This window comes from Bradyrhizobium sp. CCBAU 11434 (genome assembly GCF_028128895.1).
In the GTDB taxonomy this organism is placed as follows: domain Bacteria; phylum Pseudomonadota; class Alphaproteobacteria; order Rhizobiales; family Xanthobacteraceae; genus Bradyrhizobium; species Bradyrhizobium zhengyangense.
The window spans coordinates 33,377-46,772 of record NZ_LBJX01000097.1 but is presented as its reverse complement, the minus strand read 5'-3'; the positions used below and the strand labels follow the sequence as shown (position 1 = coordinate 46,772).

Annotated in this window: 15 protein-coding genes and 1 tRNA gene; 7 read left to right on the top strand and 9 right to left on the bottom strand. The window is 64.4% G+C overall.

Annotated features, from left to right (window positions below; genetic code table 11):
* Nucleotides 1-251: 251 nt before the first annotated feature.
* Both XI06_RS28295 and XI06_RS28290 read left to right on the top strand, forming a co-directional pair.
* Nucleotides 252-328 (top strand) — tRNA-Arg (locus XI06_RS28295).
* A 169-nt stretch (nt 329-497) separates the two neighbouring features.
* Nucleotides 498-710 carry a hypothetical protein gene (locus XI06_RS28290; protein ID WP_237862501.1) on the top strand — a complete coding sequence of 71 codons (213 nt, stop codon included), beginning with the start codon at nt 498-500 and terminating at the stop codon, nt 708-710.
* Nucleotides 711-852: 142 nt separating this feature from the next.
* On the opposite strand, the gene XI06_RS28285 is transcribed toward XI06_RS28290, so the two are convergent.
* Nucleotides 853-1,155 (bottom strand): hypothetical protein, encoded by a 303-nt coding sequence (locus tag XI06_RS28285; RefSeq protein WP_237862502.1) that lies wholly within the window; start codon nt 1,153-1,155, stop codon nt 853-855.
* Nucleotides 1,156-1,307: 152 nt separating this feature from the next.
* Here XI06_RS28285 and XI06_RS28280 point away from each other — a divergent pair, with 152 nt between their 5' ends.
* Nucleotides 1,308-1,478, top strand: a complete 171-nt coding sequence (locus XI06_RS28280) for a hypothetical protein (protein WP_237862503.1) — start codon at nt 1,308-1,310, stop codon at nt 1,476-1,478.
* Between the two features lie 305 nt (nt 1,479-1,783).
* On the opposite strand, the gene XI06_RS28275 is transcribed toward XI06_RS28280, so the two are convergent.
* The 3 genes from XI06_RS28275 to XI06_RS28265 all read right to left on the bottom strand — a co-directional run bounded on the left by XI06_RS28275 (nt 1,784) and on the right by XI06_RS28265 (nt 3,295).
* Nucleotides 1,784-2,575, bottom strand: a complete 792-nt coding sequence (locus tag XI06_RS28275) for a hypothetical protein (protein WP_237862504.1) — start codon at nt 2,573-2,575, stop codon at nt 1,784-1,786.
* 171 nt (nt 2,576-2,746) lie between these two features.
* Nucleotides 2,747-2,983, bottom strand: coding sequence for a hypothetical protein (locus XI06_RS28270; protein ID WP_237862505.1), 237 nt, complete (start codon nt 2,981-2,983; stop codon nt 2,747-2,749).
* A 75-nt stretch (nt 2,984-3,058) separates the two neighbouring features.
* Entirely contained in the window at nt 3,059-3,295 is a 237-nt protein-coding gene (locus XI06_RS28265) for a hypothetical protein (protein ID WP_237862506.1), read from the bottom strand.
* A 259-nt stretch (nt 3,296-3,554) separates the two neighbouring features.
* Here XI06_RS28265 and XI06_RS28260 point away from each other — a divergent pair, with 259 nt between their 5' ends.
* On the top strand, nt 3,555-3,902 hold the full coding sequence (locus XI06_RS28260; RefSeq protein ID WP_237862507.1) for a DUF6481 family protein: 348 nt from the start codon (nt 3,555-3,557) through the stop codon (nt 3,900-3,902).
* Between the two features lie 156 nt (nt 3,903-4,058).
* On the opposite strand, the gene XI06_RS28255 is transcribed toward XI06_RS28260, so the two are convergent.
* The gene (locus XI06_RS28255; protein WP_237862508.1) at nt 4,059-4,304 is read right to left on the bottom strand and encodes a pentapeptide MXKDX repeat protein; all 246 of its coding nucleotides are present in this window, start codon (nt 4,302-4,304) and stop codon (nt 4,059-4,061) included.
* A 346-nt stretch (nt 4,305-4,650) separates the two neighbouring features.
* Here XI06_RS28255 and XI06_RS28250 point away from each other — a divergent pair, with 346 nt between their 5' ends.
* From XI06_RS28250 to XI06_RS28240, 3 genes are read left to right on the top strand one after another with little or no spacing between them, the layout of a single operon-like run.
* The gene (locus XI06_RS28250; RefSeq protein WP_237862509.1) at nt 4,651-5,673 is read left to right on the top strand and encodes a TRAP transporter substrate-binding protein; all 1,023 of its coding nucleotides are present in this window, start codon (nt 4,651-4,653) and stop codon (nt 5,671-5,673) included.
* Complete coding sequence (locus XI06_RS28245) at nt 5,670-6,224, top strand: TRAP transporter small permease (RefSeq protein ID WP_237862510.1); 555 nt, start codon at nt 5,670-5,672, stop codon at nt 6,222-6,224. Before XI06_RS28250 ends, XI06_RS28245 begins: the two co-directional genes overlap by 4 nt.
* A complete protein-coding gene (locus XI06_RS28240; protein WP_237862511.1) occupies nt 6,221-7,579 on the top strand; it encodes a TRAP transporter large permease in 1,359 nt (452 codons plus the stop codon). The genes XI06_RS28245 and XI06_RS28240 overlap by 4 nt, the downstream gene beginning before the upstream one ends.
* Before the next feature lie 97 nt (nt 7,580-7,676).
* On the opposite strand, the gene XI06_RS28235 is transcribed toward XI06_RS28240, so the two are convergent.
* Genes XI06_RS28235 through XI06_RS28220 form a run of 4 tightly spaced genes read right to left on the bottom strand, consistent with a single transcriptional unit; the run spans nt 7,677 to nt 13,364 of the window.
* Entirely contained in the window at nt 7,677-8,588 is a 912-nt protein-coding gene (locus XI06_RS28235; protein ID WP_271607027.1) for a hydroxymethylglutaryl-CoA lyase, read from the bottom strand.
* A 1-nt stretch (nt 8,589) separates the two neighbouring features.
* Nucleotides 8,590-10,593 carry an acetyl/propionyl/methylcrotonyl-CoA carboxylase subunit alpha gene (locus XI06_RS28230; RefSeq protein WP_237862512.1) on the bottom strand — a complete coding sequence of 668 codons (2,004 nt, stop codon included), beginning with the start codon at nt 10,591-10,593 and terminating at the stop codon, nt 8,590-8,592.
* A gap of 4 nt (nt 10,594-10,597) precedes the next feature.
* A complete protein-coding gene (locus tag XI06_RS28225; protein WP_237862513.1) occupies nt 10,598-12,202 on the bottom strand; it encodes a carboxyl transferase domain-containing protein in 1,605 nt (534 codons plus the stop codon).
* 34 nt (nt 12,203-12,236) lie between these two features.
* Nucleotides 12,237-13,364 (bottom strand): isovaleryl-CoA dehydrogenase, encoded by a 1,128-nt coding sequence (locus tag XI06_RS28220; protein WP_271607065.1) that lies wholly within the window; start codon nt 13,362-13,364, stop codon nt 12,237-12,239.
* Nucleotides 13,365-13,396: the final 32 nt, after the last annotated feature.

Here is a 13,396-nt window from a genome sequence, read left to right as displayed (position 1 = left end):
ACGCCGTCCTGAGGCGCAGGCAACACCTGAAACAGTCGACCGGCGACCGTGTCCCGGAAGCTGGCCAGCGTTGCCGGCGACGTAATCCGTCGTCCAGTCCGCTGCCGCTCAACCCGGCACCCTGACACTCCGCCGTTCCGGTTTGTCGCTGCATTGAGGAAAACGGTTCGGTTCAGGCTTGGCGAAAGACCAGATTTTTCATATTGCCATGATATATGAACAGCCGGCCCCCAAACCGGGCTGGCCGGAACGGTCCCGTAGCTCAACTGGATAGAGCATCAGATTTCTACTCTGAGGGTTGCAGGTTCGATTCCTGCCGGGATCGCCAGGCGTCTGGTCGACATGCGCTGACGTTCATCATTAACGCGCCACCTGACTTCCTATCGCAAATCTGTCGTGTTTCACGAACGCGTGGGCCGCCTTGCCGCGGGCTTTGAACCCGGAGGGTGCGCCCTATCTAAGCGCGACGAGCGGTTGCGCTCAAACAAGGACTTTCGATGCCGCGGGCCGAATTGACGAGAATGGGGATCGCCGTTGCGGTGGCGCTGGTCGCGATGTCGTATCTGGCAATCGACGCCGGGCTCGTGGACCTCAGCTCCGGCGCGATCACAAAGCGCATCGAAATAGCCCAGGCGTCGATTGCCGATGCCGCCATGAGTCAGCATCAACTGGCCTCCGCTGTCCAGGCGTGGACGCACCGCGATCGTTAGAAGCCGCGGTCGGCGATGAGGTGATCTCGGTCTTTCGCGCCATCGCTGCGATCGCCAGCACTGCAACGCGCACGATGGCCGACGGTACTTTTCGATTCGATGGGGCGGCTGGGACCAAACGGGGCGGTAGGGCCGAATGCGGTCAGTCCGTGTCCGTGGGCTCGTCATCGCGACGATCGCGCGCAAGCTGATGCCAGGCCAGCGCCAGTTCGATGAGGCGTTGCCGGTCGGGGCCTTCCGACGCCGCGGCGCGCTTCATTGCCGCCTCGGCTTCGTGCTGTGGATCGTACTTGGTACACATGAGTGCCGACTCTAACCGCTCGATCCGGACAAGTGCGTGGCAATTTCGTCCGTATGATTGCGGATAATTGGGCGTGTTACCGACGATTTCGGCACGCTCTAATTGTGACCCGCATAGAATTGCACTGGCGGTTTCAAACCGCACGCAAATCCCCTGCTGCGCGCGATTGTGACGATCATACGCACAAATCGGTGAGGCCCGTTCATTTGCGCCGATCTGTGAATTGCATCACAGCCGTGGCCCGGCGCGTTCGCTAAGAAGCAACATAGTACTCCGCAGAACGCGACAGAGGATCGATGGCTGTCCCCCTCACGAGACGAGAAGCCGAAGCGCAAGCGCCCACGTCAACGCGCAAGGCCGACCTGCACGGCTTCGCCTTTCTCGCAACAATCGCCGTCGTGATGACCGCCTGGATCGGCGCCCTGGTCTGGGCTGCGATGGCGTTCCTGACCTGGCTTGTCTCGTAGCGCGGATCGCGCGCTATAACAGACAGTGCACGATCTGCACCGTCTTGATCCCCCCGCAAACGATCATGGCCCACAGCGCCAAGCTGATCTGGATCGCGTCCAGCATGTTCCCGTCCCCTGCGACTCACCTTTGATTTTTTCTTTGATCAATCGCGTGATGCCGCAATGAGCGCTAGTGGAAATTTGAGGCAGTTGTTGTGCGCCGCCACAAGGGTTCACCTGCAAAAGCGCAGGCTTCGGCGACCTCCGGAACAAATGAGGCGGACCTGAGCCCGCCTCATTCAGTTCAGATCTCGCTCGAGCGCTCAGTAGCAGGCGCGCGGATCGGCCTGCACGTACTGGCCACTCGGATAGCGATAGTAGCAAACGCCCTCGGCGACATAGTAGCCGGGACGCGAAGCGGCCGTTGCTCCAGCGATTGCGCCGGTCGCGCCACCGATGATGGCACCCGCGGCTGCGCCCGAGGCTCTGCCGGAAATCAGTCCGCCGAGCACACCCCCGACGATGGCGCCGCCCAGCGCGCTCGCGCCGGGATCGGGGGGCGGCGGCGGGGGCGGCGGCGGTTCGTAGGCCACGGGCGGGCCCGGTGGCGGCGCGTAGGCCACCGGCGCGTCGTCCACATAGTCCTCGGAGATATAGGCGGGCGGGCCATCCATCCGTTGCGGATAATAATACCAGACGCCGCCGACATCCCACCACCAGCCGGGACGGCCATTGTGAACCTCGTGACGCCAGCGTCCGCCCTCCCAGGCGAGATTGCCGCGGTAGGCGTGTCCACCCCAGTCGCGCGCGGGCGCCGGACCGCGCGCCATGGTGCGGCCGGGCCCCGGGGGCGGCGCAGCGGCACGGTGCGGACCGGGACCCGGTCCGGGCGCCATATGGGCCTGACCACTGGGTTGCGTCACCGTACGCCCTGCCTGCGGCGGCGGACCTTTGCGCGCGTTCTGATTGGTCGGCGGCGGGCTGCCTGCGCCCTGCCCTGGCGGCTGGCCGGCACCCTTGGGCGGACCGGCGTCCTGCGCCTGCGCGGACAATGCCAGCAACGACATGGCCGAAACCACGGGAATGATGATCTTCATGCGGCTGGACGCACTCATCGGTGCCTACCCCTTACTTTCAGAAATTGCCGTGGCCCACGCGCGATAGACGAATCGGATCGCATTTGGCTGATGCCGGCTGACATAATTGACCTGCCAAGGCCATTTATGTCCCGTTACAAATGTTTAAGATCGCGGCGAATTTTCGTCCGGACGGGCGGCGGGCCGGGCTTAGCGAGCCGGCTCGATCACATCGCAATTGCGTCGCCCCGACATCAGGCAATCCTGCATCTTGCTGGCGGCGGTGAGGTCCCGAGCGAGCCACAGGCCGAGCGCGAGAAGAACGGCAGCAATGATGAGACCCGCGATCGCTCCGCGACGACTGTCGCCGGATGGGCGCTTGGGCGAAGGATTCGGCGAAGCTTTGGGCTTCCCTACGGGATCGGGCATCGAGTCCGGCTGGGACATGGCGACCTTGGCGCTCGGCGAGGCCGTTTATCACCTCTGCGACCTCGCGTCACATCCCCGCGCGGCTTTCGCCGTTCAACCCTTGGTCTGCCTCACCGCTTCCTTGCGCAAGGTCTCGACCGCCGGGATCGCCTGCTGGGTGCGCGGCGCGCAGCTCGTCAGGATGAATGCGGTTTGGGTGCACTCCCAGGCGGCTCCAAGAACGGTACTTTCGATGGGCTGCGGACGGGCAGCCAGCAGCACCGCGCCTACGACCGCCACTGCGGCGACCACGATCGCAAGGGCTTTCAGGCTCAGCCGGAAAAAGATCATGCCCGTGCTCCGTCTCGTATGGCGGACGCTAGGCGCCGCCGCTGGGTGTCCTTATGAGGGACATCACAATTCGGCAGTTTTTCCGGGCTACGAATGGTCGGCTGGTTAAGCGATTTCGTGGACCTGATCGGCTGCGATTATGGGTGGCTTCACGGCGCGTGGCGATGTACACGCTTCTGCGTCGTGTGGTGCCTGCTTGTGCCCAGCCGACGTACCAACAGTCACCCATTTAGGATTGAAAGCGAGGAAGGCAAGGCCCGTGAGTGGATTTAGGGAACCAGGCTTCACCGACCGGCAGAAGGCGGCGCAGGAAGCGCGCAAAAATCTTTTGAACAAATTCAAGTCGCAGCCGGGGCACGACGATCCTGCGGTGGCGGCGAAGCGTGCCGAGCGCGAGGCGCTTGCAGCCAAGCGCACCGAAGCCAAGGCCGCGCGAGAGGCCGAAAAGGCCGAGCAGAAGCGCCTCGCAGAAGAGGCCAAGGCCGCTGAAGCTGCACGCCTTGCGCGTGAGGCCGAGGAAGCGGCCGCCAAGGCGGCAGCGCTCGAGGCCGAGCAGAAGGCCAAGCGCGACGCCCGCTACGCCGCCCGCAAGGCCAAGCGGAAGTGATCGTCAGCAAAATTTGACCTGAGGCGCGTGCGCTTCAGGTCAAATGATGCCGGACCGGTCGCGCCAGCGCGCAACCGGCGATGGACCGTGGGCGTACACTGATCAAACGCAGGCCGGGCTCGCCTCGTTGGAGGCGGCCGGCATGACGACAGGAGATCAGTTTTTCTTCATCATCCCGTCGTCTTTCTTCATGCCATCCTTGGACATCGTATCTTTCTTCATCATGCCGTCGTCCTTGGACATGTGATCCTTCTTCATACCGTCCTTGGACATCGTGTCCTTCTTCATCATGCCGTCGTCCTTGCCCATCTTGTCCTGGGCAAAAGCGGCCGGCGACAGCGCCAGGCCAAGCGAGAGAGCGGCAGCCGAGACGCCGAGCACGATGCGGGTGCGAATGGTCATGAGAAATATTCCCTTCGAGATGGTGTTGTGAAAGCGACAGGTGCCGCTACTCAATCTCGACGGATCGGCACGCATGCTTGTTACGCGGCATCGCGAACTTTTTTCGTAAGCCGCCTGACGCCTGCGCGATCGCTCCTTGACCAAAAGCGTTAACGACCGAAACACGAGGGCCCGGCGAGTGCAGCGCAGCAAGGCGAACACTTGCCGGAGCCTTCGGTCTCGAACTATCAGATGAGAGAAGTTCGGGTGAAAGACCGGCTAGGATGGGCCTCTGCGCCGGTCTCTTGATCCACCCAAATTACGTCAAACAAGAACCGTCCCAAGAAACCGTCGAAGGGGATACTCCATGTTCACGCGTCGTCACCTGCTCGCGACTGCTGTCGCAGCCCCCGCCATTCTCCGCTTCGGCATCGGCACCGCGCATGCCGCGACCACGCTGAAGATCTCACACCAGTTTCCCGGCGGCACCATCGACAAGGGCGATTTCCGCGACCGGCTCTGCCGCATGTTCGCGGCTGAAGTCAGTAAGCGCAGCAATGGCGACATTGCCGCCGAGATCTATCCGAACTCCTCGCTGATCAAGACCAACGCGCAGTTCTCCGCGATGCGCAAGGGCGCGCTCGACATCTCGCTGTATCCGATGCCCTATGCCGGCGGCGAACTGCCGGAGACCAATATCGGCCTGATGCCCGGCCTCGTCACCACCTACGACCAGGGCATGCGCTGGAAGAAGGAGCCGGTCGGCAAGGCGCTCTCCGACTTCCTCGCCGACAAGGGCATCATCCTGCTCTCTTGGGTGTGGCAGGCCGGCGGCGTCGCCAGCCGCTCCAAGCCGATCGTGGCGCCGGAAGACGCCAAGGGCATGAAGGTGCGCGGCGGCTCGCGCGAGATGGACATGGTGCTGCAGACCGCCGGCGCCTCGGTGCTGTCGGTGCCGTCCAACGAAATCTACGCGGCGATGCAGACCGGCGCATGCGATGCCGGCATCACCTCCTCCACCAGCCTGATCTCGTTCCGCCTCGAAGAGGTCGCGAAGTCGCTGACCTCGGGCGCGGGTACGTCCTACTGGTTCATGCTCGAGCCTCTGATGATGTCGAAGGCGATCTTCGACAAGCTGCCGAAGAACCAGCAGGACATCCTCGTCGCCGTCGGTGAAGAGTTAGAGGCCTTCGGCCGCAAGGGCGCGCAGGATGACGATATCGAGGTCGCCAAGGTCTATGAGAAGGCCGGCGCCAAGGTCTCGGCGCTCGATGCCGCCACCGTCGGCAAATGGCGCGACATCGCCCGCGATACCGCGTGGAAGGATTACGGCGCCAAGACCGCGACCGCCGCCAACCTGCTCAAGCTCGCCTCCGACGTCGCTGCATGAGCCACGGCCCTCTGCCGGATCGTGACGATCAGGCGAGTGCTGCCGCACGGACCGGCCTTGCGGCAGCGCTCGATCGCGGTCTCGCGATCCTCAACCGCATCATCCTCGTATTCGCCGCACTGGCGCTGGTCGCGGCCTGCGCCATCCTGAGCTACAGCGTGCTGAGCCGCGCGCTGTTCAAGGCCGCCAATTACTGGCAGGACGAGGCCGCCGTGTTCCTCCTGGTCGGCGCGACCTTCATGACGGCGGCCTACGTGCAGCAGAACCGCGGCCATATCGGCATCGAAGCCTTCGTCGGCCTGCTGTCGCCGCTGGCAAACAGGATCCGGCTCTGGATCGTCGATGCCGCAACGTTCCTGTTCTGCGCCTTCTTCACCTGGAAGTCGTGGACGCTGACACATGAGGCCTATGTCGACGGCCAGGTCTCGAACTCGATGTGGTCGCCACCGCTCGCCGTTCCCTATTCCCTGATGGCGCTTGGCATGAGCCTGCTCTGCGTCCAGATCCTCGTGCAGCTGGCGCTGCCCTTCGCTGGAGCCAGGCGGTCATGAGCGTTTTCGGCATCGGTATCGCTTACGGAGTGGCGACGCTGCTCGTGATGTTTTCGGGCATGCCGATTGCGTTCGCGCTCGGCGCGGTCGCGGTCGTGTTCATGGGGATCTACATGCCCTCGGCCTCGCTCGATACGGTGACGCAGAACGTCTACGAGGAGATGGCCTCGATCACGCTGCTGTCGATCCCGCTCTTCATCCTGAAGGGTGCGGCGATCGGCAAGTCGCGCGCTGGCCAGGATCTCTATTCCGCGCTGCACGCCTGGCTGCACCGCGTGCCCGGCGGCCTCGGCGTCGCCAACGTGTTCGCCTGCGCTTTGTTTGCGGCAATGGCGGGCTCAAGCCCTGCGACCTGCTCGGCCATCGGCTCGGCCGGCATCCCCGAGATGCGCAAGCGCGGCTATTCCGGCGGCTTTGCCGCCGGCATCATCGCCGCCGGCGGCACGCTCGGCATTCTCCTGCCGCCCTCGATCACCATGATCCTGTTTGCGGTCGCCGCCGAAAAGTCGCTCGGGCGGCTATTCCTCGCCGGCATCGGTCCCGGCCTGTTGCTGGTCTCGCTGTTCGGTTTCTACGCGGTGTTCCGCTTCCGCCGGGAATATGCCGCGGCCGAAGCGGCCTACAAGAACGGCGGCCCGGAAGCGGCAATCCTTGCCCGCGACGAATACACACTCGCCGAACGTTTCAGCGTTCTGCCCCGCGTGATCCCGTTCGTGCTGCTGCTCACCGGTGTCATGGCAGCGCTCTATGGCGGCTTTGCCACGCCGTCGGAGACCGCCGGCCTTGGCGGACTTTTGGCGCTGGGGCTGATCGCGGCGATCTACGGCGTGTGGCGGCCTGAGGATCTCGGCCCGATCATGAAGTCGACGGTCCGGGAATCGACCATGCTGATGATGATCATCGGCATGTCGCTGCTCTATTCCTACGTGATGAGCTATCTGCACATCTCGCAATCGGCCGCCGAATCCGTCGTCGCGATGCATCTGCCGCGCTGGGGGCTGCTGTTCGCGGTCCTCGTCATGGTGGTCGTGCTGGGCTTCTTCCTGCCGCCGGTCTCGATCATCCTGATGACCGCGCCGATCATCCTGCCGCCGCTCCGCGCCGCCAATTTCGACATCATCTGGTTTGGCGTGGTCATGACCATCGTGATGGAGATGGGGCTGATCCATCCACCCGTCGGACTCAACATCTTCGTCATCCGCAACGTCGCCCCGGATATTCCGCTGAGCGAGGTGATCTGGGGCACACTGCCCTTCGTGCTCCTGATGATGGGCGCGGTGCTGCTGCTGTGTCTGGTGCCGGAGATCTCGACCTGGCTGCCGGATTTGGTGATGGGGCCGGACGGAAGCAGGTGATGCGCTCACCACCGTCATTGCGAGCGCAGCGAAGCAATCCAGAGTCTTTCCGCGGTGGGATTCTGGATTGCTTCGCTGCGCTCGCAATGACCGAGGACTAGGAGGCAGCCCGCTTCTTCTTCGCATTCAGCGCCGAAGCCACGCGGCTCACCGGCGGCTTGCCCAGCACGACACTCATCGCGTTCGTCGCCGCGAGCAGCTTGTCAATATCGACCCCGGTCCTCACGCCCATGCCCTCGAGCATGTAGACGACGTCCTCGGTCGCGACGTTGCCCGTCGCCCCGGGCGCGTAGGGACAGCCGCCGAGCCCACCAGCGGCAGCGTCAATGACGCAGACGCCCTCCTCCAGGCCAGCATAGAGATTGGCCAGCGCCTGGCCGTAGGTATCGTGGAAATGCATCGCGAGCTTTGCGGCGGGAACGTTGGCGGCGACCACGCGCAGCATCTCCTTGGCCTTGGCAGGCGTGCCGACGCCGATGGTGTCGCCGAGTGAGATCTCGTAGCAGCCGAGGTCCCACAACGTGCCGGCGAGATCGGCGACCGCCTTCGGCTTGATCTCGCCGTCGAAGGGGCAGCCGAGCACGCAGGAGATATAACCGCGCACCTTCACGCCATCGTCCCTGGCGCGCGCCAGCACCGGCTTGAACCGCTCAATGGACTCCGCGACCGTGCAGTTGATGTTGGCGCGCGAGAACCCTTCCGAGGCGGCCGCAAACACCGAAACAACTTTCGCGCCGGCCGCGCGGGCGGCGTCATAGCCCTTCTCGTTCGGCACGAGCACGTGGAATTCAGCGCCCTTGACGTGGCTGACGCCGCGCAGCACGGCGTCGGAGCTCGCCATTTGCGGGATTGCCTTGGGCGAGACGAAGGCGCCGACCTCGACGGTATGAAGTCCAGCTCCAACCAGCGCCTCGATGAAGGCGATGCGGGCCTCAACGCCGACCAGCGTCTTCTCGTTCTGGAGCCCGTCGCGGGGCCCCATCTCGACGATGCGGACGGGATCGCTCATGTCACTCTCCGGAAGCTTCGACCACGGCGAGCTCGATGCCTTCCTGCACGATGTCGCCGACCTTGCACTTGATGGACTTCAGCACGCCGGCATAGGGCGCCCGCAAGGTCTGCTCCATCTTCATCACTTCCAGCGTAAGGATCGGTGCGCCCTTCTCGAGTTTGGCGCCCTCCTCGGCCAGCACGGCGACGACAGTACCCGGCAGAGGCGCTGCGATCTTGTCCGCGCCGGTCTGCTCGTCGGTCTCGCCGCCGAATGGATCGACCCAGTGCAGGTCGAAGCGGCCGTTGCGCGTACGCAAATACAGCTCGTGGCCGTCGATCACGGCGGCGACGGATGATTTGACGCCATCCAGTGTCAGATCGAAGCCGCCGTCCTTCGGCACAACAGTGAACGCCAGCTCACGCTCGCCGATCACGAGCGTCGACGGCCCGCTGCCATAGTTCAGCGCGATTTTCTGCTCGGGGCCATGGCCGACGCGCAAGGCGAAGTTGCGCTGGCGACGGCCGACCGGCTGCCAGCCAAAGGTCTGCCACGGGGAGTTTGCCTCGCCTTGCGCCGCCCGCCGTTCGTCATTGACGATCGCGGCAACTGCGGCGCAGAGCTCGAGCTCGCCAGGCGCTGGCGCTCCCGAGGTGAGCGCCGCCAGCTCGCGCTCGATGAAGCCGGTGTCGATCGCATTGGCCCGCACCTTCGGGTGCGTGATCAGCGCGGACAGGAACGGGATGTTGGTGACGATGCCACGGACGTCGGAGTCTTCCAGGCCACGGTTGAGGCGGTCGATCGCCACGTCACGCGTCGGCGCCCAGGCGATCATTTTTGCCAGCATGGCATCGTAGTACGGCGAGACGCTATCGCCATCTCGATAGCCGGCATCGATGCGCAGGCCGCCCGTCTCCGCCGGCAATCGCCAGGTCGATATCCTGCCGACCGACGGCATGAAGTTCTTGGTCGGGTTCTCGGCATAGACACGAGCCTCGACGGCGTGGCCGTTGAGCTTGATCTCGTCCTGTTTCAGCGGCAGCGCCTCGCCGAAAGCGACGCGCAGCTGCCACTCGACGAGGTCGACGCCCGTGATCAGCTCGGTGACGGGATGCTCGACCTGAAGACGCGTGTTCATCTCGATGAAGAACACGTCCTTGCCGTCGGAGACGAATTCGATGGTGCCGGCGCCGACATAGTTCACCGCGCCTGCCGCCTTGCGCGCGGCAGCGCAGACGGTCTCACGCTGGGCGGCATTGAGCGTCGGCGACGGCGCTTCCTCGATCACCTTCTGGTGCCGGCGCTGCAGGGTGCATTCGCGCTCGAACAGCGACAGCAGATTGCCGTGGCTGTCGCCGATGATCTGCACCTCGATATGCCTGGGATTGTCGACATATTTCTCGATCAGCATACGGTCGTCGCCGAATGCCGCCTTGGCTTCGCGCTTGGCGCTGACGATCGCCGGCCCGAGTTCGGCAGCCGAACGCACGATCCGCATGCCGCGGCCACCGCCGCCGGCGGAGGCTTTCACCAGCACGGGGAAGCCGGCCTTTTCAGCCGCCTTTGCCAGCGTCGTATCGTCCTGCGCATCGCCGTGATAGCCGGGCACCAGCGGCACCCCGGCCTTCTCCATCAGCGCCTTCGAGCCTGACTTCGAGCCCATCGCATTCATCATCTCGGCGGTCGGGCCGACGAAGACGAGGCCGGCGTCGTAACAGGCCTGTGCGAATTCGGCATTCTCCGACAGGAAGCCGTAACCGGGATGCACGGCCTCGGCACCGGTCTTGCGCGCGGCTTCGATTAGCCGTTCGACACTGAGATAGCTGTCGCGGGCGCGCGCGGGTCCGAGCAGCACGGCCTCATCGGCGAGCGCGACATGCATGGCATCACGGTCGGCCTCGGAATAGACGGCGACCGTGCGCAGCCCCATGGCACGGGCGGTGCGGATGACGCGGCAGGCGATCTCGCCGCGGTTGGCGATCAGGAGGGTGCGAAAGCGGCGGTAGAGTTTTGTGCGGTCCATCGCATCACATCCTGAACAGGCCGAACTTCGTCGGCTCGATCGGCGCATTCGATGCCGCCGAGAGGCCAAGGCCGAGCACGAGACGCGTGTCGGCCGGATCGATCACGCCGTCGTCCCACAGACGCGCGGTCGCGTAATAAGGATGCCCCTGGCTCTCATACTGATCGCGGATCGGCTTGCGGAACTTATCTTCCTCCTCCTTCGACCAGCTATCGCCTTTGGCCTCGATATTGTCGCGCCGGACCTGGCTCAGCACCATGGAGGCCTGCTCGCCGCCCATCACCGAGATACGCGCGTTCGGCCACATCCAGAGGAAGCGCGGCGCGTAGGCGCGGCCGCACATGCCGTAATTGCCGGCGCCATAGGAGCCGCCGATCACGACAGTGAATTTCGGCACCGAGGCGGTCGCCACCGCCGTCACCAACTTGGCCCCGTCGCGCGCGATGCCACCGGCCTCGTATTTCTTGCCGACCATGAAGCCGGTGATGTTCTGCAGGAACACCAGCGGAATGCCGCGCTGGCAGCACAGCTCGATGAAATGCGCGCCCTTCAGCGAGCTCTCGCTGAACAGGATGCCGTTGTTGGCGATAATGCCGACCGGATAACCCCAGATATGGGCGAAGCCACACACCAACGTCGTGCCGTAGAGCTTCTTGAACTCGTCGAACTCGGAGCCGTCAACCACACGCGCAATGATGTCGTGCACGTCGAACGGCTTGCGGCCATCGACGGGCACCACGCCGTAGATCTCCTCCGCCGCAAACAGCGGATCGCGCGGCGGATGCATGTTGAGGTTCGGCCGCGCGGACGGCTTCAGTGTGCCGACGATACGGCGGGCAATGCCGATCGCATGGGCATCATTCTGAGCGTAGTGATCGGTGACACCGGATTGCCGCGAATGCACGTCGGCGCCGCCGAGCTCTTCGGCGCTGACGACCTCGCCGGTCGCGGCCTTCACCAGCGGCGGGCCGCCGAGGAAGATGGTGCCTTGATTGCGCACGATGATGCTCTCGTCCGACATCGCAGGCACGTAAGCGCCGCCGGCGGTGCAGGAGCCCATCACGATGGCGATCTGCGGAATGCCTTGGGAGGACATCTGCGCCTGGTTGTAGAAGATGCGGCCGAAATGCCGCTCGTCCGGGAAGATCTCGTCCTGCAGCGGCAGGAAGGCGCCGCCGGAATCGACCATGTAGACGCAGGGCAGATTGTTCTGCCGAGCGATGTCCTGCGCCCGCAGATGCTTCTTCACGGTCATGGGATAATAGGTGCCGCCCTTGATGGTGGCATCGTTGGCGACGATGACGCATTCGCGGCCCGAGATACGGCCGACGCCGGTGACGATGCTCGCCGAATGCACGTCGCCGCCGTAGAGGCCGTGCGCCGCCAGCGGCGACAACTCCAAGAACGAGGTGCCGGGATCGACCAGCAGATCGACGCGCTCACGCGCCAGCATCTTGCCGCGCGATGTATGGCGGTTGCGCGAGGCCTCGCCGCCGCCGCCAGCGACCTGGGCGAGCTTTTCACGCAAATCCGCAACGAGGCCGCGCATGGCATCCGCATTGCGCGCGAAATCGGATGACGATGGATCGATGCTGGAATGGAGCGGCATGTGGTCCCGCGTTTCTGATGACGTGGTTGAGGGTTTAGGCGGTTTCCGACATCAGCTCACGGCCGATCAGCATGCGGCGCACTTCTGATGTCCCCGCGCCGATCTCGTAGAGCTTCGCGTCGCGCCAGAGCCGGCCGACCGGAAATTCGGATGTATAGCCGACGCCGCCGAGCGCCTGGATCGCCTCGCCCGCCATCCATGTCGCCTTTTCGGCGGAATAGAGAATGGCCGCCGCCGCGTCCTTGCGCAGTGTGCGCGCGTGGTCGGCGTGGTCGCAGGCCTTTCCCACGGCGTAGACGTAAGCGCGCGTAGCCTGCCAGGTCGCATACATGTCGGCGAGCTTGCCCTGCATCAGCTGGAAATCGCCGATCGGTTGGCCAAATTGCTTGCGCTCGTGCATGTAGGGCACGACAGCGTCCATGCAGGCGGCCATGATTCCGAGCGGTCCGCCCGACAGCACAGCGCGCTCATAGTCGAGGCCCGACATCAGCACCTTGACGCCTTCGCCGACCTTACCCATCACGTTCTCTTCAGGCACCTCGCATTCGTCGAAGAACAGCGGATAGGTATTGGAGCCGCGCATGCCGAGCTTGTCGAGATGCTGGCCGTGGCTGAAGCCTTTAAAGCCCTTCTCGATCAAGAAGGCGGTCATGCCGCGCGGGCCGGCCTCGGGATCGGTCTTGGCGTAGACCACCAGCACGTCGGCATCGCCGCCATTGGTGATCCACATCTTCGAGCCGTTGAGCACATAGCGATCGCCGCGCTTGTCGGCACGCAGCTTCATCGAGACGACGTCGGAGCCGGCGCCCGGCTCGGACATTGCGAGCGCCCCGACATATTCCCCTGAGATCAGCTTCGGCAGATAGCGCTGGCGCTGGGCGTCACTGCCGTTGCGGCGGATCTGGTTGACGCAAAGATTGGAGTGCGCGCCATAGGACAGGCCCACGGCCGCGGAGCCGCGCGATATCTCCTCCATGGCGACAATATGGGCGAGATAGCCCATGTTGGAGCCGCCATATTGCTCCGGCGCGGTCATGCCGAGCACGCCGAGGTCGCCGAGCCGCTTCCACAGGTCGGCCGGGAACAGATTGGCCTTCTCGATCTCGGCGGCGCGCGGGGCGATCTCCGCCTCTACGAAGGCGCGCAGCGTGTCGCGCAGCATGCTGATGTCGTCGCCCAGATCGAAATCGATGC